Origin of the sequence: Edaphobacillus lindanitolerans (assembly GCF_900156305.1) — a bacterium.
GTDB lineage: Bacteria > Bacillota > Bacilli > Bacillales_A > Planococcaceae > Bhargavaea > Bhargavaea lindanitolerans.
In genome coordinates this window covers 611,700-636,681 of the sequence record NZ_FTPL01000001.1, presented here as the reverse complement: position 1 = coordinate 636,681, position 24,982 = coordinate 611,700, and the positions used below count along the sequence as shown (strand labels likewise).

General features: G+C 57.9%; 20 protein-coding genes. 11 read left to right on the top strand and 9 right to left on the bottom strand.

Going from position 1 to position 24,982, the window contains the following annotated elements; genetic code table 11:
- Positions 1–16: 16 nt before the first annotated feature.
- Entirely contained in the window at positions 17–403 is a 387-nt protein-coding gene (locus B0B07_RS03055; protein WP_076756884.1) for a UPF0158 family protein, read from the bottom strand.
- 139 nt (positions 404–542) lie between these two features.
- Between B0B07_RS03055 and B0B07_RS03050 the strand changes: the two genes are divergently transcribed.
- The gene (locus B0B07_RS03050) at positions 543–1,652 is read left to right on the top strand and encodes an SEC-C metal-binding domain-containing protein (RefSeq protein WP_076756883.1); all 1,110 of its coding nucleotides are present in this window, start codon (positions 543–545) and stop codon (positions 1,650–1,652) included.
- Between the two features lie 75 nt (positions 1,653–1,727).
- Here B0B07_RS03050 and B0B07_RS03045 read toward each other — a convergent pair whose 3' ends face one another.
- Together B0B07_RS03045 and B0B07_RS03040 are read right to left on the bottom strand one after the other, a co-directional pair.
- Entirely contained in the window at positions 1,728–3,239 is a 1,512-nt protein-coding gene (locus tag B0B07_RS03045) for a DASS family sodium-coupled anion symporter (RefSeq protein ID WP_076756882.1), read from the bottom strand.
- A gap of 147 nt (positions 3,240–3,386) precedes the next feature.
- On the bottom strand, positions 3,387–4,286 hold the full coding sequence (locus B0B07_RS03040) for a TetR/AcrR family transcriptional regulator (protein ID WP_076756881.1): 900 nt from the start codon (positions 4,284–4,286) through the stop codon (positions 3,387–3,389).
- A 260-nt stretch (positions 4,287–4,546) separates the two neighbouring features.
- On the opposite strand from B0B07_RS03040, the gene B0B07_RS03035 reads away from it, so the two are divergent.
- The 4 genes from B0B07_RS03035 to B0B07_RS03020 all read left to right on the top strand — a co-directional run bounded on the left by B0B07_RS03035 (position 4,547) and on the right by B0B07_RS03020 (position 10,122).
- Positions 4,547–6,046, top strand: a complete 1,500-nt coding sequence (locus tag B0B07_RS03035) for a DHA2 family efflux MFS transporter permease subunit (protein WP_076757484.1) — start codon at positions 4,547–4,549, stop codon at positions 6,044–6,046.
- Positions 6,047–6,197: 151 nt separating this feature from the next.
- Positions 6,198–7,676 carry an aldehyde dehydrogenase family protein gene (locus B0B07_RS03030; RefSeq protein ID WP_076756880.1) on the top strand — a complete coding sequence of 493 codons (1,479 nt, stop codon included), beginning with the start codon at positions 6,198–6,200 and terminating at the stop codon, positions 7,674–7,676.
- A gap of 52 nt (positions 7,677–7,728) precedes the next feature.
- Complete coding sequence (locus tag B0B07_RS03025) at positions 7,729–8,895, top strand: saccharopine dehydrogenase family protein (protein WP_076756879.1); 1,167 nt, start codon at positions 7,729–7,731, stop codon at positions 8,893–8,895.
- Between the two features lie 33 nt (positions 8,896–8,928).
- On the top strand, positions 8,929–10,122 hold the full coding sequence (locus tag B0B07_RS03020; RefSeq protein WP_076756878.1) for an acyl-CoA dehydrogenase family protein: 1,194 nt from the start codon (positions 8,929–8,931) through the stop codon (positions 10,120–10,122).
- A 150-nt stretch (positions 10,123–10,272) separates the two neighbouring features.
- On the opposite strand, the gene B0B07_RS03015 is transcribed toward B0B07_RS03020, so the two are convergent.
- Positions 10,273–11,586 (bottom strand): short-chain fatty acid transporter, encoded by a 1,314-nt coding sequence (locus B0B07_RS03015; protein WP_076756877.1) that lies wholly within the window; start codon positions 11,584–11,586, stop codon positions 10,273–10,275.
- A 170-nt stretch (positions 11,587–11,756) separates the two neighbouring features.
- Between B0B07_RS03015 and B0B07_RS03010 the strand changes: the two genes are divergently transcribed.
- The 3 genes from B0B07_RS03010 (at position 11,757) to B0B07_RS03000 (ending at position 15,319) form a co-directional block, all read left to right on the top strand.
- On the top strand, positions 11,757–13,904 hold the full coding sequence (locus B0B07_RS03010) for a beta-propeller domain-containing protein (protein WP_076756876.1): 2,148 nt from the start codon (positions 11,757–11,759) through the stop codon (positions 13,902–13,904).
- A gap of 207 nt (positions 13,905–14,111) precedes the next feature.
- The gene (locus tag B0B07_RS03005) at positions 14,112–14,876 is read left to right on the top strand and encodes a threonine/serine exporter family protein (protein WP_076756875.1); all 765 of its coding nucleotides are present in this window, start codon (positions 14,112–14,114) and stop codon (positions 14,874–14,876) included.
- Entirely contained in the window at positions 14,873–15,319 is a 447-nt protein-coding gene (locus B0B07_RS03000) for a threonine/serine exporter family protein (RefSeq protein WP_076756874.1), read from the top strand. The genes B0B07_RS03005 and B0B07_RS03000 overlap by 4 nt, the downstream gene beginning before the upstream one ends.
- 49 nt (positions 15,320–15,368) lie before the next feature.
- Here the strand turns inward: B0B07_RS03000 and B0B07_RS02995 are convergent, their stop codons facing one another.
- Complete coding sequence (locus B0B07_RS02995; protein ID WP_076756873.1) at positions 15,369–17,072, bottom strand: putative bifunctional diguanylate cyclase/phosphodiesterase; 1,704 nt, start codon at positions 17,070–17,072, stop codon at positions 15,369–15,371.
- 246 nt (positions 17,073–17,318) lie between these two features.
- On the opposite strand from B0B07_RS02995, the gene B0B07_RS02990 reads away from it, so the two are divergent.
- Positions 17,319–18,245 carry a DMT family transporter gene (locus tag B0B07_RS02990; protein ID WP_076756872.1) on the top strand — a complete coding sequence of 309 codons (927 nt, stop codon included), beginning with the start codon at positions 17,319–17,321 and terminating at the stop codon, positions 18,243–18,245.
- Between the two features lie 69 nt (positions 18,246–18,314).
- On the opposite strand, the gene B0B07_RS02985 is transcribed toward B0B07_RS02990, so the two are convergent.
- From B0B07_RS02985 to B0B07_RS02970, 4 genes are read right to left on the bottom strand one after another with little or no spacing between them, the layout of a single operon-like run.
- Positions 18,315–18,995 carry a hypothetical protein gene (locus B0B07_RS02985; protein WP_076756871.1) on the bottom strand — a complete coding sequence of 227 codons (681 nt, stop codon included), beginning with the start codon at positions 18,993–18,995 and terminating at the stop codon, positions 18,315–18,317.
- The gene (locus B0B07_RS02980; RefSeq protein ID WP_076756870.1) at positions 18,992–19,750 is read right to left on the bottom strand and encodes a hypothetical protein; all 759 of its coding nucleotides are present in this window, start codon (positions 19,748–19,750) and stop codon (positions 18,992–18,994) included. Before B0B07_RS02980 ends, B0B07_RS02985 begins: the two co-directional genes overlap by 4 nt.
- Entirely contained in the window at positions 19,713–20,630 is a 918-nt protein-coding gene (locus B0B07_RS02975) for an ATP-binding cassette domain-containing protein (RefSeq protein ID WP_076756869.1), read from the bottom strand. Before B0B07_RS02975 ends, B0B07_RS02980 begins: the two co-directional genes overlap by 38 nt.
- The gene (locus B0B07_RS02970) at positions 20,627–21,022 is read right to left on the bottom strand and encodes a GntR family transcriptional regulator (protein ID WP_076756868.1); all 396 of its coding nucleotides are present in this window, start codon (positions 21,020–21,022) and stop codon (positions 20,627–20,629) included. The genes B0B07_RS02975 and B0B07_RS02970 overlap by 4 nt, the downstream gene beginning before the upstream one ends.
- 163 nt (positions 21,023–21,185) lie before the next feature.
- Between B0B07_RS02970 and B0B07_RS02965 the strand changes: the two genes are divergently transcribed.
- Complete coding sequence (locus B0B07_RS02965) at positions 21,186–22,916, top strand: ABC transporter ATP-binding protein (RefSeq protein WP_076756867.1); 1,731 nt, start codon at positions 21,186–21,188, stop codon at positions 22,914–22,916.
- Positions 22,909–24,756: an ABC transporter ATP-binding protein gene (locus tag B0B07_RS02960; RefSeq protein ID WP_076756866.1), complete on the top strand. Its 1,848-nt coding sequence runs from the start codon at positions 22,909–22,911 to the stop codon at positions 24,754–24,756. The genes B0B07_RS02965 and B0B07_RS02960 overlap by 8 nt, the downstream gene beginning before the upstream one ends.
- Positions 24,757–24,982 lie beyond the last annotated feature (226 nt).

Sequence of the window (24,982 nt, the reverse complement as noted above, 5' to 3'; positions counted from 1 at the left end):
GTCGGTTTTGGGTTGCTCACATTCCGTCCATGTCATAGCGCAGGCCGTTTTGGCTGCACCATTCGTTCAGCTGCCGCTGCCGGGCAAGTTCGCGGAAATTCTTCCAGTCGTGGATCAGCCCTTCTTCCTGGAGGAGCTGTTCAAATTCATCGACGGGCCGATTGTACGCGAAAATTTCTCCGATCCGGTCCTGAAGATCAGGCCGGTCCCGGAGCGTATGGGTGAACTCCACCCGCATCTGCTGTTCCGTCACATCATCAAAGAGGGGCAGCTCGATGTAACGGTCCTCGTCATGGCGGGCTTCATGCTGGACCACAAGCCCGGATTCCCGGTCAAACCAGGAAGGTTTTTCAAAGTGTGCGGCTTCATACAGATCTCGGTAGGCGATACGAGTGTGCTCCATTCACCGGATCCCTTCCTTTCACGATTCTCCCTTTCTTATACCCCCGGAAAGCGTATCGATAAACAGTCTGTGCATGGCGGGTACACCGAATGGGCCTGCAGTGTTAAAATAGATGGGCAGCTTTATAAGTAAAGGACTGATGGCAGTGATCGGACGCAACGACCCGTGCCCGTGTGGAAGCGGGAAAAAATATAAGAAATGCCATGGAAGAGAGGCAGGAGGCGCTCAGGCGCTGGCCGATGCGGAAATCAAACGCATCATGGCCGCCTATATCCAGCATGCACCGTCGAAGGTTGACCGGGCCGAATTGTCCCTCCATATCAAAACGTGGATGACCCGTCTCGGCGGTCTCATGGAAACTGAAGTGATCGAAGGGGCAGCTTTCGAACATTTCCTTTTTGTCGTCAATTCAAAGCTTTGGGAGAATCATCTCGATTCGGCGCTGTCGCGGACGGCCAGGGAAGAGGTAAAGACCGTCCTTCGGGCTTGGCGCAAGCCGTTCGTGCTCATGGCAGCGGTAAACGGGAAAGAGTCCGGGCATTTTGTCATGGCCGACGTGTTCGGGAAGGAAAAGCGTTCGATGCGGGCGGATGCCGGCAAGGATGCACCGGCCGGAACGGTATTCTTCGGCATCGTCCTGCCGGATCCGAGAGAGCGGGAAGACGGCGTCCAGCCGGTCACCACGCTTTATTCGATCCCGGCAGAGTCTGCGTGGGTGACGTCCAAAATCCGTGAAATGGCGGATTCCGAAGGGACGGAGCCGGATGCAGAATTTCTGGCACGGCGTCTGATGGACGTGTTCCATCTTCTGTTCAGCCCACAGGTCCCCGATGCTGCGCCGGTACAGGAGACAGGGAACCGGGAAGACGGGACGGCAGTTGCGGAAACTGCCGAGACTGCCGCGCCGGCTGAAGAAGCGGCTGCCGGACAGGAGACCGAACTGCCCGAGGGCCTGACCGCCGGACAGGAGAAGGCCGCGGTGATGCTGGCAAGCGAGCTGGCGGCCGATCAAGAACCGGAAAAGACGATCGGGCAGATCAGAAACGTCCTGGTCAGCTATTTCATCGAAGAAAATCCGATCGTCCGCAAGCCGGGCGGATGGGTCGCCGGGGCCTACCTGGCCGCACAGGAAGCCGGCCGCTTGTCAGGCGAACCCTTCAATGCGAAGGAAGCAGCCGAACGGTTCGGCGTTTCTGCGGCTACCGCACAGAAATATGCATCGGCCCTTTCCGGACAAATGGCAGAATAAAACCGAACATAGTAAACGGCCCGCCGGCATTCGTTCCGGCGGGCCGTTTTCGTGGTTGACTTGTGCCGGGCCAAGTTAAAGGAGGCCGATCCACTTCCAGTAGGTGGCGCTGAACAGGAGGAGCAGCACGTAGCCGATGAGGGTGAGCGGGACTCCGGACTTGAGGAAGTCCTTCACCGTGAAAGCGCCTGTCCCATAGGCGAGCATGTTCTGCGGTGCGCTCACCGGCAGCAGGAATCCGAATGAGATGACAAACTGCTGGATAAGCACAAATCCGACGCTCTGATCGCCGAGTGCGAGTGTCGTGGTGAGGGCGATGAAGATCGGGATCAGGGCCGATGACAGGCTCGTCGCGCTGGCGAATCCAAGGTGAATGATGATGTTGAAGACGGACACAAGGGCGATGGTTGCGAGCAGCGGCATCTTATCAAGGCCGATCGCGCCGAATACCTCGTTGGAGAGCCACTGGGCTCCGCCCGTGTTGAGCAGGATGGTCCCGAGTGCGATGCCGACGGCAAAGACGATGATGGTCCCCCATGGAATCATTTTCTCTGCGGTTTTCCATGAGTCGAAAATGCCAACCTTGGGCGTCAGCATGATCGCCACCGCGACAAGGGTGACGGTCGTCGTGTCCAGCGGATGAAGTTTTTCTTCTGTCGCCCACAGGAGGAGCAGGATGACGGACAGCAGGATGAGCCGGATCTCCACGGGCTTCAGTCGCCCGAGTTCATGGAGCTGCTCGTTGATCACTTCGCGGCCGCCTTCGATGTTGTCGGTTTCGGGCTTGATGAGGCGGATCATGACAAAATACAGGACGACCGACATGATGATCGAGAACGGGGCCGCATACAGGAACCATGAACTCCAGGCGATCGACTGACCAAGCTCTTCCTCGATGAATCCGATGGCCACCATGTTCTGGGCCGCGCCGGTTTTCAGGCCGATGTTCCAGATTGACACGGCCTGTACGGCAGTGATGACCAGTAGTGCGGCGAGCCGGCTGTTGTTCGGAAGACCGAATGCGGCCACCATTCCGAGAAGGATGGGAACCACCGCACCGGCACGTGCCGTCGCGCTTGGAACGAAAAACGCGAGAATGATGGACACGATGATGGCACCGATCACGATGGCGCTCGTTTTGGTCCCGACCTTGGACAGGATCCAGAGTGCCAGCCGCTTGTGTAAGTTCGTCGCCTGCATCGCAGCCGCGATAAAAAGGGCCCCGGCGACAAGCGCCACCGCACTGTTTGAAAACCCGCCCAGTGCCAGCTTCAATGCACCTTTTGTTCCGAGCAGCTGGTCCGGATTGTCCATATCCGGCGCAAGGCCGAGAAGCAGCGTGATCAGTCCGATGATCATGGCGGCGCTGACCGGGTAGGTGACGGCTTCAGTCATCCAGACGATGACTGCAAATGCCAGGATCGCCAGTCCCCTATGACCCATTTCGGAAAGCCCTTCCGGAGTCGGCAGCAACATCACGATGATCAGCGCGAGAAAGGAAAGCGCCAGATAAAGCGGCTTGCGGTTCCGCTTTGTTGAATCAGCAGCTGCCGGGCCGGCATTTCGCTTTTTTGTGTGTTCATCCATAAAAGAACGACCTCCCTGCCCGAGGATCCGGGCTAATATTGCTTTGTATGGACAGATTACCCTGCAAGCGAGGAGGAATAACCGGATGGCGCGGATTAAAAAAGGACGGTCCGGCAGGCCGGTCCGTCCTTCTGTTCACTCGGTCAATCAGAATTCATCGGGCTTTTCCGCGGCACCTGAGCGGTCGCGGACAACCCGCCAGACATCCCGCATGGTGCTCCTGGCCTCCGACGCATGGGGTGTCCCGTCAAACAGCTTCCGGAACGGGCCGGCCACTGTCCGGATCAGCTGGAGGCGGGGCCGTTCAGAAGCCAGCTCTTCAGACAAGAAGCCGGAGTATTCCAGCCCCTTCGAACGTTGTTCATCCGGAAGCAGGTCCGCCAGGCGGACGATCCTGTCTGCCGTCTCATCCACATCCGGAAGGGGAAGTAAGGATACGGTATTGGAGAACCGGCCGGGCGGGATGAGAAACTCATTATGTTCGGCGAGGTCCCGGAGGATTACCTCGAGCCTCCTTAGGATAAAACTAATGATGACAGGGAAATCTTCTTTTATATCAAGAATTGCGCTGAACCGGAGAAACTGGCTGAGCATCCCGAACTGGAGGATGGCTGCATCAGCGGCGAACGGGCGTGTCCATTCGCCGTACACTTCCACGATGCGGCTTTCCGACCAGGCAAGCTCGGACAGATGAATCTCCTTCATGAATCCCCGCAGCTCCTCATCCCCTGAACTCAAAATGGCATCGAAGAGGGGAAGGAGGTTCTGCTCCCGGTTCAGCCGCAGGCGGATCAGGATCTGCTCGCCCATGACTTCCGGGCCATCCGGCTTGCCTGCTGCAATCTCGTTCCTCAGGATGGCCGACTCTTCCCAGGACTGCTGGATGATCGCCATCAGGCATTCGTTTTTCGAAGAGAAGTAATTGTAGAAAGTCCCTTTGGAGATTCCGGCTTCATCCAGGATGTTCTGGATGGACGTGTGGGCAAATCCGTTTTCCAAAAAAAGCTGCCGTGCAGCTGCAAGTACATGTTGTTTCCGTTCGTTCAATACAAATCACCTTTCAATCCGAGATGACAGATCTATTTTTGAAACCGTTTTTATACCGTCAGTATAAGTCTATTGTAACGGTTATACTCGAGTTCTACAATTTTTTCGGAAGACCGATTCTTTTTTTCTTGCAATGATTGGACTGTCGGTATAAAATGAATTTCATGTTTGATTCGTGACCCGTAACAACGGATCAATCTTGGAAACGGAGGAACGTAAAATTGAATCAGCAAGCACTACAAAATAAAATCCCGTACGGAATGGTTGCCATCCTGTTCCTCGGGGCTTTCGTCTCATTTTTGAACAATACGCTGCTCAACGTTGCACTGCCGGTCATCATGGAAGAGTTCAAGGTGAACCCGGCGCAGGTACAGTGGCTTACCACCGGATACATGCTCGTCAACGGGATCCTGATCCCTGCGAGTGCATTCTTTATCCAGAGATTCACCAACCGGAACCTGTTCCTGACCGCGATGACCCTCTTCACGATCGGGACGCTGACCGCGGCGCTCGCCCCGAGCTTCGGTTTCCTGGTGGCGGCACGCATGATCCAGGCGTCCGGTTCCGCGATGATGATGCCGCTGCTCATGAACATCATGCTCGTTCTCTTCCCGATCGAAAAGCGCGGGACGGCCATGGGCTTCTTCGGTCTCGTCATGATCACGGCGCCGGCGCTCGGGCCGACGCTTTCGGGCTACATCGTTGAGCACTACTCCTGGCGCGTGCTTTTCTGGATGGTGCTTCCATTTGCCATCCTGGTCATCCTCGCTGCCGCGCTCAAGCTCCGGAACATCATGGAGACGCGCGATGTGTCCCTGGACCTGTTCTCGCTCGTCCTGTCGAGCATCGGCTTCGGCGGACTGCTCTACGGCTTCAGCATGGCGGGGGACAAGGGCTGGGGGAGCCCGCATGTGTATCTCACCATCCTGGTCGGCGCTGTTGCGCTTGTCGCCTTCATACTCCGCCAGAACAGCATGCAGGCACCGCTCCTGAATTTCAAGATCTATAAATTCCCGATGTTCGCGCTGTCGTCCGCGATCATGGTCGTCGTCTCGATCGCCATGTTCTCCGGTATGCTCCTGACACCGCTCTACGTCCAGAACGTCCGCGGCATTTCGCCGTTCCATTCGGGACTCCTCATGCTTCCGGGCGCTGTCGTCATGGGGATCATGTCGCCGATCACCGGCCGCCTGTTTGATAAGTACGGACCGCGCCTGCTGGCGATCAGCGGCCTGCTCATCACGACGGTCACGACCTTCCTGCTGAGCCGCCTGGCGATTGACTCGACTTACTTCTATATCATGGCCGTTTATACGGTCCGGATGCTCGGGATGTCGATGGTCAACATGCCGATCATGACAAACGGCCTGAACCAGCTGCCGCAGATCATGAATCCGCACGGGACCGCGATGAACAATACACTCCAGCAAGTTTCCGGGGCCATCGGTTCCGCGTTCCTGATCACGATCATGAACAAACGCACAGAATCGGAAGCCGAATCACTCGCCGCCGATGCGTTGAAGCATGTGTCCCCCGACACCACCCCTGACCAGATTGCCGCCCTCAAAGCGGAAATCGGCCAGCAGGCGCTGCTGCACGGGATCAACTTCTCCTATTTCGTCTGTGCCATCATTGTCGTTATTGCTCTTGTCATGACATTCTTTGTCAAACGGGTTCTTCCGCCGACAAGTCAGCAACAGGAAGCGCAGAGCAAAAATCCGGATTCCGGACCCCAAAAAAACGCAACCGCGACCGAGTGAACCCGGTCAGCCCGCAAGCCAATCGGCCTGCGGGCTTTTTTATGCTGTGAAGTTTCTAACAGAAAGTTCATAATTTTATTGAAGGATTTCACGATCGCTTGTCGAAATAGTCACAATGAAAGCGGTTTCAAGAGAAAGGGGAAATGTGAGGATGAAACTTGAGAATTACATCAACGGTTCCTTCCAGGAAGCAGCCGGCGGGGAATATGCGGCTGTCCTGAATCCTGCAAACGGCGAAACACTGTGTGAAGTCCGCCTGTCCGGCCGGGAGGACGTCGACCGGGCTGTCGAGGCGGCAAAAAAGGCACAGAAACAGTGGGCACTCGTCCCCGCTCCAAAGCGTGCGGACTACTTATATGAAATCGGCCGTCTCATGAAGGAGCGCAAAGAGCATCTGTCGCAGGTGCTGACGAAAGAGATGGGCAAGGTGATCGAAGAAGCCCGCGGTGAGGTCCAGGAAGGGATCGACATGGCCTATTACATGGCAGGCGAGGGACGCCGCCTGTTCGGCGAGACGGTGCCGAGCGAACTGCAGGACAAGTTCGCGATGAGCGTCCGTGCGCCGATCGGGGTCGTCGGATTGATCACTCCGTGGAATTTCCCGGTTGCCATCGCCACGTGGAAATCGTTCCCTGCGATCGTGGCGGGCAATACGTTCATCTGGAAGCCGGCAACCGAGACGCCGATGATGGCCTATGAAATGGCGAAGATCTTCGAGGAAGCGGGTCTTCCGGCCGGTGTTGCGAACATCGTGTTCGGCAGCGGATCGGATGTCGGCACAGCGATGATCGAGCATCCGGACGTCCGGGTGATCTCGTTCACCGGCTCGACTGAAACAGGCCGCCATGTGGCCGAGCTCGGCGGACGCCACCTCAAAAAGGTATCGCTTGAGATGGGCGGAAAGAATGCGGTCATCGTCATGGATGATGCGGATCTCAGCCTGGCAGTCGAAGGGATCCTCTGGAGTGCGTTCGGCACGGCCGGACAGCGGTGCACGGCATGCAGCCGGGTGATCGTGCATAAAGATGTGAAGCCGGAACTTGAACAGCGGCTGCTGGAAGCGATGAAGGACCTGACGATCGGCGACGGGCTGGACGAGTCGGTGAAAGTCGGGCCGGTCATCAACAAAAAGGCACTCGAGAAAATTGACGGCTATGTCAAAATCGGCCGGGAAGAAGGGGCGCGACTGCTTGCCGGCGGCAATATTCTCGACGGAGCGGAACTGGCGGACGGCTGCTATTACCAGCCGACGCTCTTTACAGACGTGAAGTGGGACAGCCGCATCGCACAGGAAGAAATCTTCGGTCCGGTCATCTCGCTCATTGAAGTCGGCAGCCTGGACGAAGCGATCGAAGTGAACAACAGCGTCACTTACGGTCTTTCGAGCTCCATCTTCACACAGGACGTCAACCGGGTGTTCCGCGCCCAGCGGGATCTCGACACGGGGATCGTCTACGTGAACGCAGGGACGACCGGTGCGGAGATCCACCTGCCGTTCGGCGGCACGAAGGGGACGGGCAACGGCCACCGGGATTCCGGCGTGGCGGCGCTCGACGTGTTCACCGAATGGAAGAGCATCTACGTCGACTACAGCGGAAAGCTGCAGCGGGCACAGATCGATACAGACTAACACTTGTGGTATCAAATCGGAAAGAACCGAATCTGAAAGGGGAGAAAAAGAGATGAAAGTAGTCGTACTCGGAGCAGGATTGATGGGAAAAGAAGCAGCGCGGGACCTGGTGAAAAGCGAGAAAGTCGAGAAAGTGTGGCTGGCGGACCTGCATGTCGCCCAAGCGGAAGAATTCGCTGGGCGGCTCCAATCGGACAAGCTGGAGATTCTGCAGCTCGACGCAACCGATGATGCCCGGCTCAAGGAAGTGATGTCGCTCGGCGACGTCGTCATCAATGCACTGTTTTACACATTCAACGAAAAAGTCGCCCGTACCGCAATCGAAGCAGGCGTCCACTCGGTCGACCTCGGCGGGCATATCGGCGGGGCAACGGATGCGGTCCTCGACTTGTCCGAAGCGGCGGAGAAGAAGGGCATCACCCTGATTCCGGATCTCGGAGTCGCACCCGGCATGATCAATATCCTGACAGGCTACGGTGCGGGGAAGCTTGACCAGGCGGAGTCCGTGAAGCTGTATGTCGGCGGAATCCCGGTCGATCCCGAACCTCCGCTCAACTACAGCATCGTCTTTTCCCTGGAAGGCGTGTTCGACCACTACACGGATCCGTCCCATGTGATCCGGGAAGGAAAGTGGCAGGAAGTGCCGTCGCTGAGCGAACTCGAATCGATCACCTTTGACGGCTACGGCGAAATGGAGGCATTCCATACATCGGGCGGGACATCAACCCTGTCAAAGTCGTTCCCGGATCTCGACACGCTAGAATACAAGACAATCCGCTACAAAGGCCATGCCGAGAAGTTCGGGCTCCTCGTCGACCTCGGCCTGCTCGGGCGGGATGCGGAAGTGACGGTCGGGGGACAGACCGTGAAAGTCCGTGATGTGATGAGGGAACATCTGTCGCCGCAGCTCAAGCTCGGAGACAAGAAAGACGCCGTTCTGCTCCGTGTGATCGTCCGGGGCAAGAAAGATGGCCATGATGCCTGTTATGAATATGACCTGATCACGGAAAAGGATCCTGAAACGAACGTGACCGCGATGGCGCGGGCAACTGCCAACACCATCTCTGTTGTGGCCCAGATGATCGGAGACGGGACGATCACAAAACGAGGCGTGCATCCGCCGGAACTCATCGTGCCGGGCGGCCCGTACATCGAGGAAATGAAAAAACGCGGCGTGAACATCGCCGAGATTTCTTCCGAGGAAGCCGCGACGGTCTGAGCGCCTGCGGCAAAGTGAAAGGGGGAACTGAGGTTGGATTTCGGATTTTCTGAAGAACAGGAGCTGCTGAGAAAAACTGCACGGCAGTTCACGGATGACGAGATCATCCCGCATATCGCAAAATGGGACACCGAAGGCGGGTTTGATCCGAACCTGTGGAAGCGGCTCGCCGACATGGGCTTCATGGGCGTCTGCATCCCGGAGGAATATGGCGGCAGCGGAATGGACTACAATTCCCTCGCCGTTCTCTGTGAGGAACTGGAGCGGGGAGACACCGCGTTCCGGACGGCCGTGTCGGTGCACATCGGCCTGAACTCGATGTCGCTGCTCCAGTGGGGAAATGAAGAACAAAAGCAGAAGTATCTCGTGCCGCAGGCGAAGGGTGAAAAGATCGGCGCTTTCGGACTCACCGAGCCGGGCGCCGGATCTGACGTCGCCGCCATGTCGACAACCGCCGTCCGCGACGGGGACCATTATGTGCTCAACGGCCAGAAAACGTGGATCTCGCTTTGTGACGTGGCCGATCATTTCCTCGTATTTGCGTACACGGACAAATCCAAAAAGCATCACGGCATCACCGCATTCATCGTCGAGCGCACGATGCCCGGCTTTTCCTCCAAGGCGATCAAAGGGAAATACGGCATCCGGGCGGGCAATACCGGAGAGCTGTTCTTTGAAGACGTGCGCGTGCCGGCGGAAAACCGGCTCGGAGAAGAAGGCGAAGGCTTCAAGATCGCCATGGCCTCTCTTGACAACGGCCGCTTCACGGTGGCGGCCGGCGCCGTCGGCCTCATCCAGGCCTGCCTGGAAGCGAGCGTGAAATACTGCCACGAGCGGGAAACATTCGGAAAGCCGATCGGCAGGCACCAGCTCGTCCAGCAGATGATCGCCAACATGGAAGCGGGCTACCAGATGAGCCGACTGCTCGTCTACCGCGCCGGCGAACTGAAGAATCAAGGCATCCGCAACACCCGCGAGACGTCCCTCGCCAAATGGCAGGCGTGCGACTTTGCAAATAAAGCCGCCGACGATGCCTTCCAGATCCACGGGGCCTACGGCTACTCGGACGACTATCCGGTCGCACGTTTCCTGAGGAACTCCAAAGCGCCGGTCATTTATGAAGGCACGCGGGAGATCCACACGGTCATGCAGGCGGAATATGTGCTCGGCTACCGTGAAGACAAGAAGCTCAGCAAGATGCTGCCGGCATGGACGCCGGATGCATGAGTGACGGGGCTCTCCGAATCTGGAGGCCCCGTTCTCTTATTAAAACCGGCGGGCCTGGAAGGCCAAACTCTCCTTAAAACCGCCTTATCCGCCATCCAACTGTCCCGGACAAAAAAAGCCTGCCCTAATAGGGCAGGCTTTGTATTTGATTCAGAAGAAGTAAAGCCCGATCGAAATGACAATGCCGCTCAGCAAAAGGACAAACACGCAATACCCCATGATGTCCTTCGCCTTCAGACCGGCGATCGCGAGTGCAGGAAGTGCCCAGAACGGCTGGATCATGTTCGTCCAGGCATCGCCCCATGCGATGCTCATCGCGGTCTTGGCGTAGTCGGCGCCCATCGACTGGGCTGCGTCGAGCATGATCGGTGCCTGGACCGCCCACTGGCCGCCGCCGCTCGGGACGAAGAAGTTGACGATGCCCGCCGCGTAGAATGTGAATAAGTTGAATGTGTGTTCGTTGGAGATCGACACGAACGCATCCGAAATGACGGCAGCGAGCCCGGAAGCGGTCATCATGCCCATGATGCCGGCATAGAACGGGAACTGGATAATGATTCCGCCGGTCGTTTTCACGGCATTCGCCACCGCTCCGAGGAACCGTCTCGGTGTGCCGTGGAAGATGATGCCGAGGATAAGGAAAATCAGGTTGACGACATTCAGGTTCAGGTCAAACCCGTTGCGCACGAAGTGGTTGGCGAGATAGACGACGCCGAGCGCACCGATGAGCATCGATAGGAGCACGCTGTCTTCCATCCGGGATGCCGGTGTTTTCTCTTCCGGAATCTCGACGTCGATCGGGTCTTCCAGCTTTGCGGGATCCACGGTGACCGCATCTTCCGGTTTCGGCATCATCCAGCGGTTCAGAAGCGGGATCGTGATGAAGAGGATGCCGACAATGAACAGGTTATACCCGGAGAAGATGGTCTGCGATGCCGGCACGATGCCCATGATCGATTCGAACGGATGGTCTGCAGTTGCGATCGACAGCGGAATCGATCCCCCGAGGCCTCCGTGCCAGACGACGAATCCGGAGTAGGCACTGGCAACGAGCAACCGGTAGTCGACGCTCGTCACTTTCTTTGCGATCTCCTTGGCGAACAGTGCCCCGATGACTAGTCCGAAGCCCCAGTTGATCCAGCTGGCAATGATTGAAATGACGGTCACGAGGATGATGGCGGAACCCGGGGATTTCGCCATTCCGGCGAGTGAGCTCAAGAGCCGCTTGAATACCGGGCTGTTGGCGAGCACATGGCCCGCCACGAGGACGATCACCATCTGCATCGTGAAGGAAAGGAGTCCCCAGAAGCCGTCACCCCAGTGTACGACCATATCGAGCGGTCCGGAGTCGGTGAGTCCGAGTCCGAGAAGGAAGACGATGAGTGTCAGTACGGCAACAAATATGTACGGATCGGGCAGAAATCGCTCCATGAGTGCATTGGAGAATCTGGTAAGCGTTTTCATTTTTTGTAACCCCCTTTACTTTTTTCAGAAAACATTTCCCCATTAACCAATGTAACGGAACGGCGGGACGGGCGCCATCCCCTTTTCAGAATTTATTCGTCAAAAGGACTTTGCATGAATGAAACTCTTTTGGCGGAAGCGCGGACTAATGGAAAAGGGAGGGGTATTGTATGAACCGAAGTAAAAAGGCGGCATGGATTGCGGGGGGATGCGCCGCCGTGCTCATCGCCGTGCTGGCAATCGGTGCACGGATGGAGCATACGGTCGGCGTGAGTGCCTCGCCGGTCGCGCTGAGCGGAGAGCCTTGGCAAGTCGTGTTCGGCGAGCCGCTGGACGGACGGGCAGGCAAAAACGGAAACTTGAGAATCACGGGGGAAAGCGGAATTCCGGTGGATGCGGACATGACCATCGAGGGGAATCGGCTCGGCGTTGCCGGACTCAAGGAGGGGACATATACGCTCCACGTAAAGCGGTCTGCTTTTGCTGGACTGTTCGGCGGGAAGCCTGCCGTAAAAAGCGTCAAGTTCAATGTGCGGGATGTCATCGAACCAGTTGCATCGCTTGCTGAACTGGAAGATCATTTCCGCAGGATATCTGCGAGCCGCGAGAAACAGGGTTTGTTCGGAATGACGATTGAGTCGTCTTCTTCGGAGGATAAGGCGGCTGAATCGAGCGGTGGCGGGATGGACGGCCACTCGGAGACGAACACCCAGGTTGAGGGGGTGGATGAGGGGGATATCGTCAAGACCGACGGTGAATACTTATATGCGGCAACCGGCGGGGAAGGCGTGCGGATCACGGACATCCGGAATCCGGAGAAGCCGGTTCAGATCGCCGAACTGCCGGGCAGCCAGGAATTCATGCCGATGGAGCTGTATCTGGACGGTGACACGCTCGCCGTGATCGGCCACCGGTATTTTGACCTGCCGATCCCGAAAAGCTTCGAGGGCGGCGAGAAATCCGCGGGGAGCATCATGCCGGCCGGCGGGACGGCAGTCACCGTCCGCCTGTATGACGTGGGCAATCCGGCAAAGCCGAAGCTGCTGCAGGAAGCGGGTTCGGAGGGCTGGTATCTCAGCTCGCGACTGACCAACGGCATTCTGTACATCGTCACCAATGTCCAGCAGATGGGATGGGCGATCGAGGAAGGCCGTGATGTCCGCCCGTTCACTTATGATACCGGAAAAGAGCGGAGCCTCAGCCCGATGGAAACCGGGGATATCACCATCCTGCCGGGTACCGACGGGGATGCCTACAGTGTGATCACATCGATCAGCCTCGAAGGAGACAAGGCCGGTTCCGTCAAGACGAAGGCCTATCTTGGCAGCGGAAGCGGGCTTTATATGTCGAAGGAGCATCTGTACATCACTTCCTCCACATTTGGCCCCTGGCTGATGAGAGGGGACGGAACGGACCTGTCCTCCACGTCCATCTTCAAGTTCGGACTGGACGGGACCGACGTCCGGTTCCTCGCATCCGGAGAAGTGTCCGGAAGGCCGCTCAATCAGTTTTCGATGGATGAGCACAAGGGGTACTTCCGGATCGCCGTCACGGAGGGGGATATGTGGGATGAACAGCGCCCATCCGAATCGGCGATCCATGTGTTCGACGCGAAGATGAAGGAAACCGGATCGGTGGGCGGGCTGGCGCGCGGAGAACGGATTTATTCTGCACGCTTCATGGGCGACCGCGGCTATGTCGTCACGTTCCGGGAAACGGACCCGCTGTTTGCGCTGGACCTGAGCGATCCGGCCGCACCGAAAGTGCTCGGCGAGCTCAAGATTCCAGGGTTCAGCAACTATCTCCATCCGCTTGGAAAAGACCATCTGATCGGGTTCGGCGAGCATACGATCGTTACAGGCGGCACCGACGGCAAGGAACCGGTGGTGCGCACCGCGGGCATGAAGATTTCCCTGTTCGACGTCTCGGACATGGCCAATCCGAAAGAACAGGCGACCGAAATCATCGGCGGCTCGGGCACCCACTCCGACATCCAATATGACCATAAGGTGCTGTTTGAACATAAAGGACGCAATCTCTACGGATTTCCGGTCATGATCTATGAAGAGAAGGGGAAGGAAGGCGAGCTCTCCTATGAAGGCGGAGGCGCACTCATCTATGAAATCACTCCGGAGGGCGGCATCGTCAAAAAGGGGGACCTGACGGAGAAGTCATACAACGACATGGGGTATGAAGACTATGACTCGATCATCCAGCGCATTGTCTGGTCGGGGAATGCCGCCTTTGCGGTCACGGCAAAAGACGTCACCGCCTACTCGCTTGACGGCTTCGACGAACTGGGTTCGACGGGGAAGTGATTGCCGGCCTGACGGCATCGGCAGGACGAGTGGGCGGCTGCCGGAAATCCGGGTCTGGATGCATTCACCCCTCTGGATGAGACGGGGGCCACGGGCTGTTATTGCCACTGAGTTTAGAATCGCCTGAACCTTGCCGGTCTTATTGAGTTTTGGACAGCTTTCGGATACGATGAGAAAAATGCACACAGGACGGACGGCGATGGGTTCATGATCATTGATTCAACAGAGGAGCTGACAGTCGAATGCTGTCTGCTGGCGGGGAGACTGATGATGGAGGCGGGAGCGGAGACGTATCGCGTCGATGATACGATGGCCAGGATGGCCGCTTCCCAGGGCCTGACCGGAGCCGATTCGTTCACGACATCGACCGGCATCATTTTCTCTCCCGGCGGCAACCGCCACGTGAAGCTCGCGAGCATCCGGAAGAGGGCGACGGACCTCGAAAAGATCGCACGGGTCAATTCGGTCTCGCGCGGCCTTTCCTCGGGGGAGATTCCCCTCAAGGAAGCCTATCATGAATTAAAGCGGATCGAACGGGGAGACTTCATGTTCCCGTTCTGGCTGCAGCTGCTCGCGGCGGCGGTTGCGAGCGGGAGTTTCCTCATCCTGTTCGGGGGGCACTGGCTCGACATTCCGGCCGCATTCATCGCCGGAGGCCTCGGCTTCTTCGTATCCGAAACGTTCCACGAGAAAACACGGGTCAAGTTCTTCTCGGAGTTCACCGCTTCCGCTGTCGTCGGCCTGTTGTCCCTGGCGGCGGTCCGGACCGGATTCGGCGGGCAGCTTGATGTGATCATCATTGCGGCGGTCATGCCGCTCGTCCCGGGTCTCCTGATCACGAACGCCGTCCGCGATCTTATGGCCGGGCACTTCATGGCGGGGCTGGCGAAAGGGGCGGAGGCCTTCCTCACCGCATTTGCAATCGGGGCCGGCATTGCGCTTGTCCTGAGTTTCCGGGGGGTGGCGGCATGATCTGGGCGATCAACGGCATCTGCAGCTTCATCGCCTCCGCCATGTTCGGCATCATCTTCAATTCACCGAGGAACCGGCTTCTTCACTGCGGCTTCGTCGGCCTTGTCGGCTGGCTTGCCTATCTGGCGGCCCGCGACCTGCTTCTTGGAGGGGACACGGTCAAGGCGTCATTCATCGGGGCATTTGCCGTGGCAGTGGTGGCGCACCTGTTCGCAAAGAGATACCGGACCCCCATGATCATCTTCAGTGTCGCCGGCATCATCCCGCTCGTTCCGGGCGGGACGGCGTACAACGCGATGCGGAACGTGATGGAGACGCACTACGACGTGGCGACCGTCCATGCGATGGAGGCGTTCATGATTTCAGGCTCAATCGCGATGGGGCTCGTGTTTGCGGAAGTCATCATCCAGCTGGTGTTCAAAAGAAGAGCGCGGGCAGTCTGACAGAAAAAGCGCCGCTGCATGGGATCCTGTCCATGCAGCGGCGCTTGTTTCAGTTGTTTTTGCTTAGTGCCTGTTCTCTGAGCAGGGCGGTCAGCTGCTCGGCCGGCATCGGACGGCCGGTATGGTAGCCCTGGACCGCATCGCATCCGCTGTCCGCGAGCGCTTTGTAGACTTCTTCATGTTCGACCCCTTCGGCGACTACGAAGAGGCCGAGCGAATGCCCGAACCGGACAAGCCCGTCCACGATCCTGCCGACTTTGTCGTTCGTCGGGAAGGATGCAATGAATTCCTCGCCGAGCTTGATCTTCTGGATCGGGACGGTCTGCATATACCGGAACGAGGCATAGCCGGTCCCGAAGTCATCGAGCGCAAACGAGATCCCGTCGTCATGGAGCAGTTTCAGCTGGTGCATGATTTCACCTTCCGCCTCGGCTTCAAATGCGAACTTCTCGGTGATCTCCAGTTCGAGGAGAGAGGGCGGACAGGAAGTGCGCTCGAGGATATCCCGGATCTTGGTGACCATGTCCCCGGCCCGGAATTCACGGACCGAGGTGTTGCAGCTGACGGTGACACCGAGCCCTTCCTGTTTCCAGGAGGCGGCCTGCCGGGCGGCAACCTCGATCACATGGGCACCGAGTGCGGAAATCAGGCCGGCATCCTCCGCCACCGGGATCAGTTCCGAAGGCGTCACATTCCCGAGGTCCCGGTCTTCCCAGCGCACGAGCGCTTCTGCCGCGATGATCCTGCCGGTCGTCATGTCCAGCTGAGGCTGGAAGAATGCCTGGATGGCCCCATCCTCCAGTGCGGCCGGCAACTTTTGTTCGATGCGGAGCCTCCGGGCGACTGTCCGCTGTTCGGGTTTTGACAGGGAGGTGATCAGTCCGCCTCCGTCCCGCATCGCCCGGTGCCGGGCAATGGACGAGGCGCTGAGGAGATGCTTGAATGACTGCTGGTCATCGGGGAACTTGGCGATGCCGCCGCTCACCTTCACCGGAATGCCGGTGATGTCCGACTGGATCGGATGCTCATCGAGGAACTGCAGGAAACCTTCGGCAAACCAGCTTCCGAGCGGAGTCAGGATGGCGAATTCATTCATCCCGATCCGTGCGAACCGGCTGTTGCGGAAATATACTTTCATGCCGTGGACAAACTCATCGAGAATCCGTTTCTCCGCTTCCTTGTCTCCGGGGTCGAAAAGAGAATGGAAGTTTTCGATCGCCAGATAGACAAAGGTGAAGTGGCGGTTCTTATGGATGAGCTGCTCGGCTTCTTCGGTCAGTTTATGACGGTTCATGAGTCCTGTATCGGGATCCGTGTAGGCGATGGACTCGAGTTTCTCCCGCAATGCCCGTTCTTCCGTCCTGTCCGCCTCAATCATGAGGGTGTACAGATGCCGGGATCCGGAAAATACCGGTATGGCGGTGAGGGAGACCCAGTACGGCTCTCCGGCTTTCGTCACCTGCAGGATATCCCCCTGCCAGGGACGTCCGGCGCGCAGCCGTCTCCAGACTTTCAGTACATCGGCTTTGCCTTCCTTCGTATCGGGGAACATGATCTTGAACGGCTTGCCGAGCACCCGCTTCGGTGTCCACCCGCTCTTTTCCAGGAAGCGTGTATTTGTTCCGAGCACCAGGCCTTCGGAATCGATCTTGTAAATCATGAATTTCTTGTCAAGGCCGTCCAAAAGGCTGTCGAATGCACTCTGATCCTGGTCGGCGGTCATTCTGGTGTCAACCTGTCTGTTGTTGTCCAATCTACAAACCTCCCGTACAAGTTGGATCGATGGATCATAATGGTTCATATATGACCTCTAGTATACGGCAAAACCGAATGGGGTCGTAAGGGTCAAAGTACCCCAATTCGTCGGGAATCGGCAGAATGCCTGCGTCTTTGACGAATTCAGACAACTCCGGACAGGTGCTTTGTGTAGAATGAAGAGAGAATTTGTCTTTTTGGGCCGGACGGATCTGCATACAAAGACCGAAGGGGGGAGTGCCGGATGAACCGTCTGAAAGGGATCGGTATGATCGTTTCCGGAGCCGCCCTCTGGGGAGCGACGGGCCCGATGATGGAGTGGCTGCTTGCAGAGAAGCCGATCGAGGTGGCGCCGTTCATCGTGGTCCGGCTGCTCGTCGCAGGGGTCGCCTTGCTCTTCATGCTGAACCGGCAGGGGAAACGGGTCACGCTCGTCTGGAGGCAGAAGGCGTGGGCGCGGCAGCTCGTCATTTTTGGGATCATCGGGATGCTCGGTGTCCAGTTCACTTTTCTCAAGACGATCGAGGCAAGCAATGCGGTCATCGCGACGCTGCTCCAATTCCTCGCCCCGATATTCGTCATCCTGTTCGTCACCTACAGCCAGCGCAGATGGCCGCCGGTCTATCAGATGCTCGGCATCTTCGTCACACTCGGCGGGCTTGTTCTCCTTCTGACGAACGGCTCCTTCTCGGCGCTCCAGGTGACAAACGGAGCCATCGCCTGGGGCGTGACGCTCGGCTTCACGTTTGCGTTCTATACGCTGTATCCGGCCAGGCTCATGCATGAGTACGGCGTCATCCAGACGGTCGCCTGGGCGATGGTCATCGGCGGGTCGGCATTGTTCATGTTCCAGCCTGCCGCCGTGTTCCGGATGCTGCCGGAGCTGCTGGATCCGACCGTCGCGGTCATGCTGCTGCTCATCATCGTCTTTGCGACGGCCGGATTCATCCTGCTGCTCGGAAGCACAAGATTCATTTCGCCTGTGGAGACGAGCATTCTGTCCAGTTTCGAACCGCTCACCGCGATGATCGTGTCGATGTTCTGGTTCGGCCAGATGCTCGGGAAGTGGCAGCTTGGCGGTGCGCTTGTCATGCTGGTCGGAGTTGTCTGGCTGTCGGTCGCGGGCAGCAAGGCGGCCGAAGTGGAGGCGGACCCGCCGAAAGTGGCGTAGCACAAAACGGTCCATGGAATCAATCAAGCCGGTCCCGGGGAGGCTGTCCCGGAACCGGCTTTTCTGAATTTATTCCTTGATCTCGGTTAATTCAATCGGTCCTTCCGCGCTCACGGAAACCCCGTCCGGGACAGTCAGCAGATAAACCGGCGACTCCCAGGAGCTCCACGACCCGGAACTTCCGCCTGCCAACAGCGGAACCGTCAGGAAAGACGCATCTATGCGGGAAATATCCACAGACTGATAATCTCCCAGAGCCAGCTCTCCGGCATTCTGATCCAGAACCGGGGGTTTCGGAGCAGTGGCGGCCGATAAGTCATAGCCGTCCATGAGCAATTGTGCGCGGTACGCGGTGACGGTCAGTTCGCCGGGAGTGCCTCTTCGAACGACAATCGACGCCATGGAATCCCAGCCTCTGCCGCTTGGGTTTCGGAGTGTCAGTTCGTTCCCTCTATACGGAAACGTTTTCTCAAAGGCGATTTTCTCTTCAGGAACGGCTTCCGGACGGCCTTCGTCCACGACAGTCTCATAGATGTAGGGCGGTTCATCGGACCCTTCCCCGATGTAAGGAAAAGCGGCTTTGGAGCCGGCAAATGCAAAAGCGGAGATGCCGCCGATGATGAGTACCGCCATATAGGCGAGAAACAGCCGGTTGATGAGCCGGCCGTCCGGTGCCGGAATTCTCTTCCTCAGCGGGGCGGCCAGCAAGATCAGGATGACAATGAAGAAAAGCAGTGAAAGGTTGATCATGCGCCTGCCTCCTGCCTGTTGGAAGAAATGACGGCAATCGCGAATAGAATTGCGGAAGCCCCGGCCGCTTTGATCAGAAGCAGGGCGGCTTGTTCATTGCCGAACAAGAAATGGGCGAAGCGGCCGAGCAAATGCCATCCGGTGTCATCGAGCACTCCGAGGAAAATCAGTCCGAGCAGGAAGAGACCGATGACGAGCAGTCGGGACAGTCCGAGCAGCGTGCCGATCAGATAGCCCAAGCCTGCCGCCAGCAGGGCATACGACAGCAGGACGGTGAACATGATGAGGGCATGGCCCGAAAGTCCCCATGGCCCGAATTCTGGAAGCAGAACTTCACGGCTGCCAAGCAGGGGGATCAATAAAACCGTCAGGCAGGCCAGCACCGCCGTCAGGGAGCCGGCAAGGACAATGAGTGCCAGATAGCCGATGTTCCCGAAATGGCGTGTCAATCGGTCGTTGGCGAAAACCATATCGGATTCAAAGGAATCCCTTCCGGTGAGATACAGGGGAGCGAGAAAGGCCCAGGCCAGGGTCAGCACGATGATGATGTCGCTGTTGAAGTTCTGGATGTGAATATTGAGATTGCCGAAAGCATTGCTGCTGTCATCCGATGAGGAAATGGAGAACAGCATCCCGGCCAGCTGCAGGGCGAGCAGGGATCCGACAATCCCCGGCCGTGAGGCGAGATTGCGGGTGATCTGACGGACGGCGGCGTCCTTACGGCTTAACCTTGCGGGCTGTATCAGCGTAGACACGGTCGATTCCTCCTTCCATTCCGCCGGTGAGGGCGATATAGGCATCGTTCAGGGACAGGGAAGACACGGTGAGGCCGGCTCCGGACGGTGCAAACAGGGCAGTGCCCGGCTCCATCTCGATGACCGTTTCTTCCATGCCGGGCAGCGACTGCCGGCGGGAGAGGACGCGCAGCCCCTCGGTTGCCGCACCGACTGCATCGGCCTTGCCCGAAATCCGTTTGAAGCGTTCTTTAAACGCATCCGCTTCTTCGTGAATGAGCAGCCGTCCTTTATCGATGATGGCCACTTCCTCGAACAGGTCCTCCAGCCCCTGGAGCTGGTGGCCGGATACGACGATCAGCCTCGGTGCCTCGATGAATTCCTTCAGCAGGACGCTCGTCAGGTCTTTGCGGACTGCCGCGTCCATGCCGTTCAGCGGTTCATCCAGGAGCGTAAGCGGGCAGCGGGCAGTGAGGCCTGCAATCAGGTTAAAGGTGTTTCTCATCCCTTTCGACAAAGAGGCGTGTTTCATGAAGGAAGGGAGGGTGAAGTAGTCCATCAGCCTTGTGGCCAGGCCGCGGTCGAAATTCGGGTAGGCTCGGGCGAGCTCATCGATAATCCCGCCGAGTGTCAGGGTATAGGGGAAGCGGGTATCTTCCGACAGATAAATCGTGTTCGCCGATGCGAGCAGGGAATTGAACACCGGCCCGCCGAATGCCCGGACATCTCCGCCTGTCGGTTTAAGGAAGCCGGCCGCCAGTTTCATCGCTGTCGTCTTTCCGGCCCCGTTGCGCCCGAGCAATCCGACGATTTTCTCGCCTTCAAGCGAGAGCGTCAGGTCCCGAAGGGCCGTTTTGCCCTGAAACCGCTTTTCGGCTTTTTCGAATTCCAATTGAATCATTCCATTCCCTCCATTTCCTCTTTGATGAGTTCAATCAATTCCTCGTCTGTGATGCCGAGGAGCCGGCTTTCCGTTACCGTTTCCCGGATCATATCAAGCAGCGTCCCGCTTCTTCTTTTTTTCATGATCGTTTCCTTGGCACCCTCCGCGACGAACATGCCGAGACCGCGTTTTTTGTACAGGATTTTTTCTTCGGACAACAGGTTGAGTCCTTTCGCGGCTGTTGCCGGGTTGATGCCGTACAGTTCGGCGAGCTGGTACTGGGAGTAGACCTTCCCGTTCTCAGGGAATGATCCGGCGATAATGCCTTCTTCGATCCAGTCCGCAACCTGGCGGTAGATCGGTGAGCTGCTTTCCGGATTGATCTTCAGGGGACTCCCCTCTTTCTGCATGGGTGCATTACTGATGTAATGTACTATACATCAAGTGCCAGGCAGATGCAATCCGGGAATTGCGCAAAAATTCCTCCATCCGGCTGTCCGGGTGCCCGAAAATATGGCATAATGAAGGTCGGCAATTGATTCGTAGGACGAAAGAATTTGGGGTGAACGCTGCGTGAAGACTGTCTTTTCCTATGCAATGAAATACAAATGGCCGATCGGCATTGCACTCCTGCTCATGCTGGTCGAACTCGGGGTCGAGCTGATCCAGCCGCTCGTCATCCAGCGGATCATTGACGATGGGATCCTGAAGGGAGATTCCGGGACTGTCTGGACCTGGGGCGCCGTCATGGCCGGGCTTGCACTGGCCGCATTTTTATCGGGCGTGACGAATTCCTATTTTGCCGCACACGCTGCGCACAGTTTCGGGTTCGACCTTCGGGTGGCCCTGTTCAAGAAGATCCAGTCATTTACGATGTCGACGTTCCTCCGGTTTCCGCAGTCTGGTCTCCTGACAAGGATGACGAGCGACATCACCCAGGTGATGAACGTTCTCTACATGAGCCTTCGGATCATGCTGAGAGCACCGCTTGCCGCAGCCGGTGCGCTCATCATGTCATTCATCGTGAATCCGAAGCTGGCGTTGTTCCTCATGATCGGCGTGCCGTTCCTCATCGTGTTCCTCGTGTTCATGGTGCGCAGGGGCGTCACGATGTTCGGGATGGTCCAGCGCCGGCTGGACCGGGTGAACCGGGTCGTCCAGGAGAACCTTCAGGGAGTCCGGCTTGTGAAGGCTTACTTGCGGGGAGCCTATGAATCGTCCCGGTTTGCGAAAGTGGCGGATGCGCTGAGGTCGGATACGGTGACGGCCGTCCGGCTCATGGAGCTCATCCTTCCCGTCCTGCTGTTCGTCATGAATGCGAGCCTTCTTGCGGTTCTCTGGTTCGGGGCTTCCCAGGTCCGGGCCGGAGACGCACAGGTGGGGGAAGTGGTGGCGATCGTCAACTATGCACTCCGGATGACGGGTTCATTCTCCATGTTCTCGTTCATCATCGTGGCTTATTCCAGAGCCAAGGCGTCTGCGGAAAGGATGGAGGAAGTGCTCCTGGCGGATGGGGGATCAGAAACGGCGGAGAGCGGCACCGGGGAAATGCCTGCCGGTGATCTCCGCTTCGAACATGTTTCCTTCAAATATGAGGGGGCTGAAAAAGGAGTCCTTCATGATGTCAGCTTCCATGTCCGGCCGGGCGAAAAGCTGGCCATCATGGGGGCGACCGGCGCCGGCAAGTCCACGCTGCTGAACCTCATCCCGAGGTTCTTTGCCCCGACGGAGGGCCGGATTCTCATCGATGGACGGGACATCGCCGCCTGGCCGCTGAAAGATCTGCGGGATGCGATCGGCTATGTGCCGCAGCAATCGATGCTGTTCACCGGTTCGATCCATGAGAACCTCGGCTGGGGCGATCCGGAGGCGGGCCTTGATGAATTGGAGGAAGCCGCACAGAAGGCCCAGATCCATGATTCGGTCGAGCGGTTCCCTGATCAGTATGGGACCCGAGTCGGACAGAAGGGGGTCAACCTGTCGGGCGGCCAGAAGCAGCGGCTGTCCATCGCCCGTGCGCTTGTGCGCCGTCCGTCCATCCTGATCCTGGACGACAGTACATCCGCCCTCGACGTGAAGACGGAGGCCGCTCTTTGGGAGGCGCTTGAGGAAGAGCGGGCGACGATGCTTGTCGTCACGCAGAAAATCGGCACGGCTGCCGGTGCGGACCGGGTCCTTCTTATGGAAGAGGGACGTGTGGCCGGATACGGGACGCACGAGGAACTGCTCGGTCAGTCGGAACTGTACCGGCAGATCGTCGAGTCGCAGGCACAGCACGACGGGGAGGTGGACGCCGATGCCTGAATTCCTGAGAAGGCCGTTCGGCTATGAGCCGATCCTGAAAAAGGAAGACCTGAAAAAGCCGGCGCGCAAAAAAGGGGAGCGGCCGGACAATTGGAAGGGTGTGCTTGTACGGATCTGGAAGCTCGTTGATGAGCAGCGTGCACTTCTGATCTCCGTGCTGGCGCTTGTCGTCGTCTCTTCCGGACTGTCGATCCTCGGTCCGTATCTTGTCGGCCATATTGTCGACAATTACATCGTGGCCGGCCAGTTCGGCGGCTTCGGAAAAATGGTCGCAATCCTGCTCACTGTTTATTTAGGCCTGTCTGTGTCGATGTACCTGCAGAGTTTCTGGATGATCGGCATCTCCCAGCAGGCCGTCTACAAAATGCGGTCCGGGCTGTTCAGCCATTTCCAGCGGCTGCCGGTGAAATTCTTCGACCGGCGCCAGCACGGCGAACTCATGAGCCGGATGACGAACGACATCGAGAATGTCAGCCAGACGCTGAACAACTCGTTCATCCAGGTGTTCTCAAGCGTCCTGACGCTCGTCGGAACGGTCATCGTCATGCTGTCCCTGAGCCCGCTGCTCACACTGCTCACGATGACGATCATTCCCGCCATGTTCCTGGCGGTCCGGTGGGTCACCCGCCGGACCGGCCGGCTGTACAAGGCCCAGCAGAAGGCAGTCGGCGAATTGAACGGCATGATCGAAGAATCGGTATCCGGTCAGCGGATCGTCAAGGCATTCTCGCAAGAGGACCGCGTGATGGAGGAATTCATCGAGAAGGGTGAACAGCTCCGGCGGACCGGCTTCTGGGCCTTGACGTACGCAGGGTTCATCCCGAAAGTGATGAACCTGCTGAACAACGGCGCGTTTGCCATCGTTGCAGGCGTGGGCGGAATTCTGGCGTTGCGCGGCGACGGCATCGTCACGATCGGGACAATCGTCATCTTCACCGAATATGCCCGGCAGTTCACGCGTCCGCTGAACGATCTTGCGAACCAGTTCAATACCGTCTTGTCCGCAATCGCAGGTGCGGAGCGGGTGTTCGCCATCATGGACGAACCCGCGGAGCGGGATGATGCGACTGAGTATGGTGACAAGGTCCTTAAGGGGGATGTGGAGTTCCGGAATGTGTCGTTCGGTTATGACGTGGAGAAGAGCGGCTACACGGTCCGGGACGTGAGCTTCCGGGTCCGTCCCGGTGAGGCAGCCGCATTTGTCGGTGCCACCGGGGCAGGAAAGACGACTGTCATGCAGCTGCTCGCAAGATTTTACGACCCGGACGAGGGACAGATTCTGATCGACGGTATTCCGGTCGCGGATCTGCCGCGCAAAACGCTTCGCAGCCAGATGGCGTTCGTTCTGCAGGATCCGTTCCTGTTCGAGGCCAGCGTGATGGAGAACATCCGGTACGGCCGGCTTGATGCCACGGATGACGAAGTGATCGAAGCCGCGAAGCAGGCGAATGCCCATGACTTCATCATGAAACTCGACGACGGCTTCCACACGGTCCTCTCTGCAGACGGCGGCGAGATCAGCCAGGGGCAGAAGCAACTTCTGTCTATTGCCCGGGCGCTCGTCGCGGATCCTGTGCTGCTGCTGCTCGATGAAGCGACCTCCTCGATCGACACGGTCACGGAGATGAAGATTCAGGAGGCTCTGGAGCGACTGATGGAAGGGCGCACGAGCTTTATCATCGCCCACCGGCTCAACACGGTGAGGAAGGCCGATCTCATCTTCGTCATGCAGGACGGCCGCCTCGCAGAATCCGGCCCCCAGCAAGAACTGATCGAAAGCCGCGGACTGTACTACCAGATGCTCAAAGGTGACGAAATCGGCGGAGAAGAGGATGAATGAAAAAGCCCGGAGCTGGGGATGCTCCGGGCTTTTCGGTATGCATGAAGGCATGGGCAATGGCGGGAAGGTTTCGGGCCATTTCTGCAACAACGGGCCGAAACAAGAAAAAATGCGGAAACCCCGCTAGTTTGGCATTCTTGCCCGTGTTGCCGGCAGAGTGATACAATGGGGGAAAGCCGCAAAAGCAAAGAGTGATCAATGATGATTCGTGTCAATCTTACCGGAA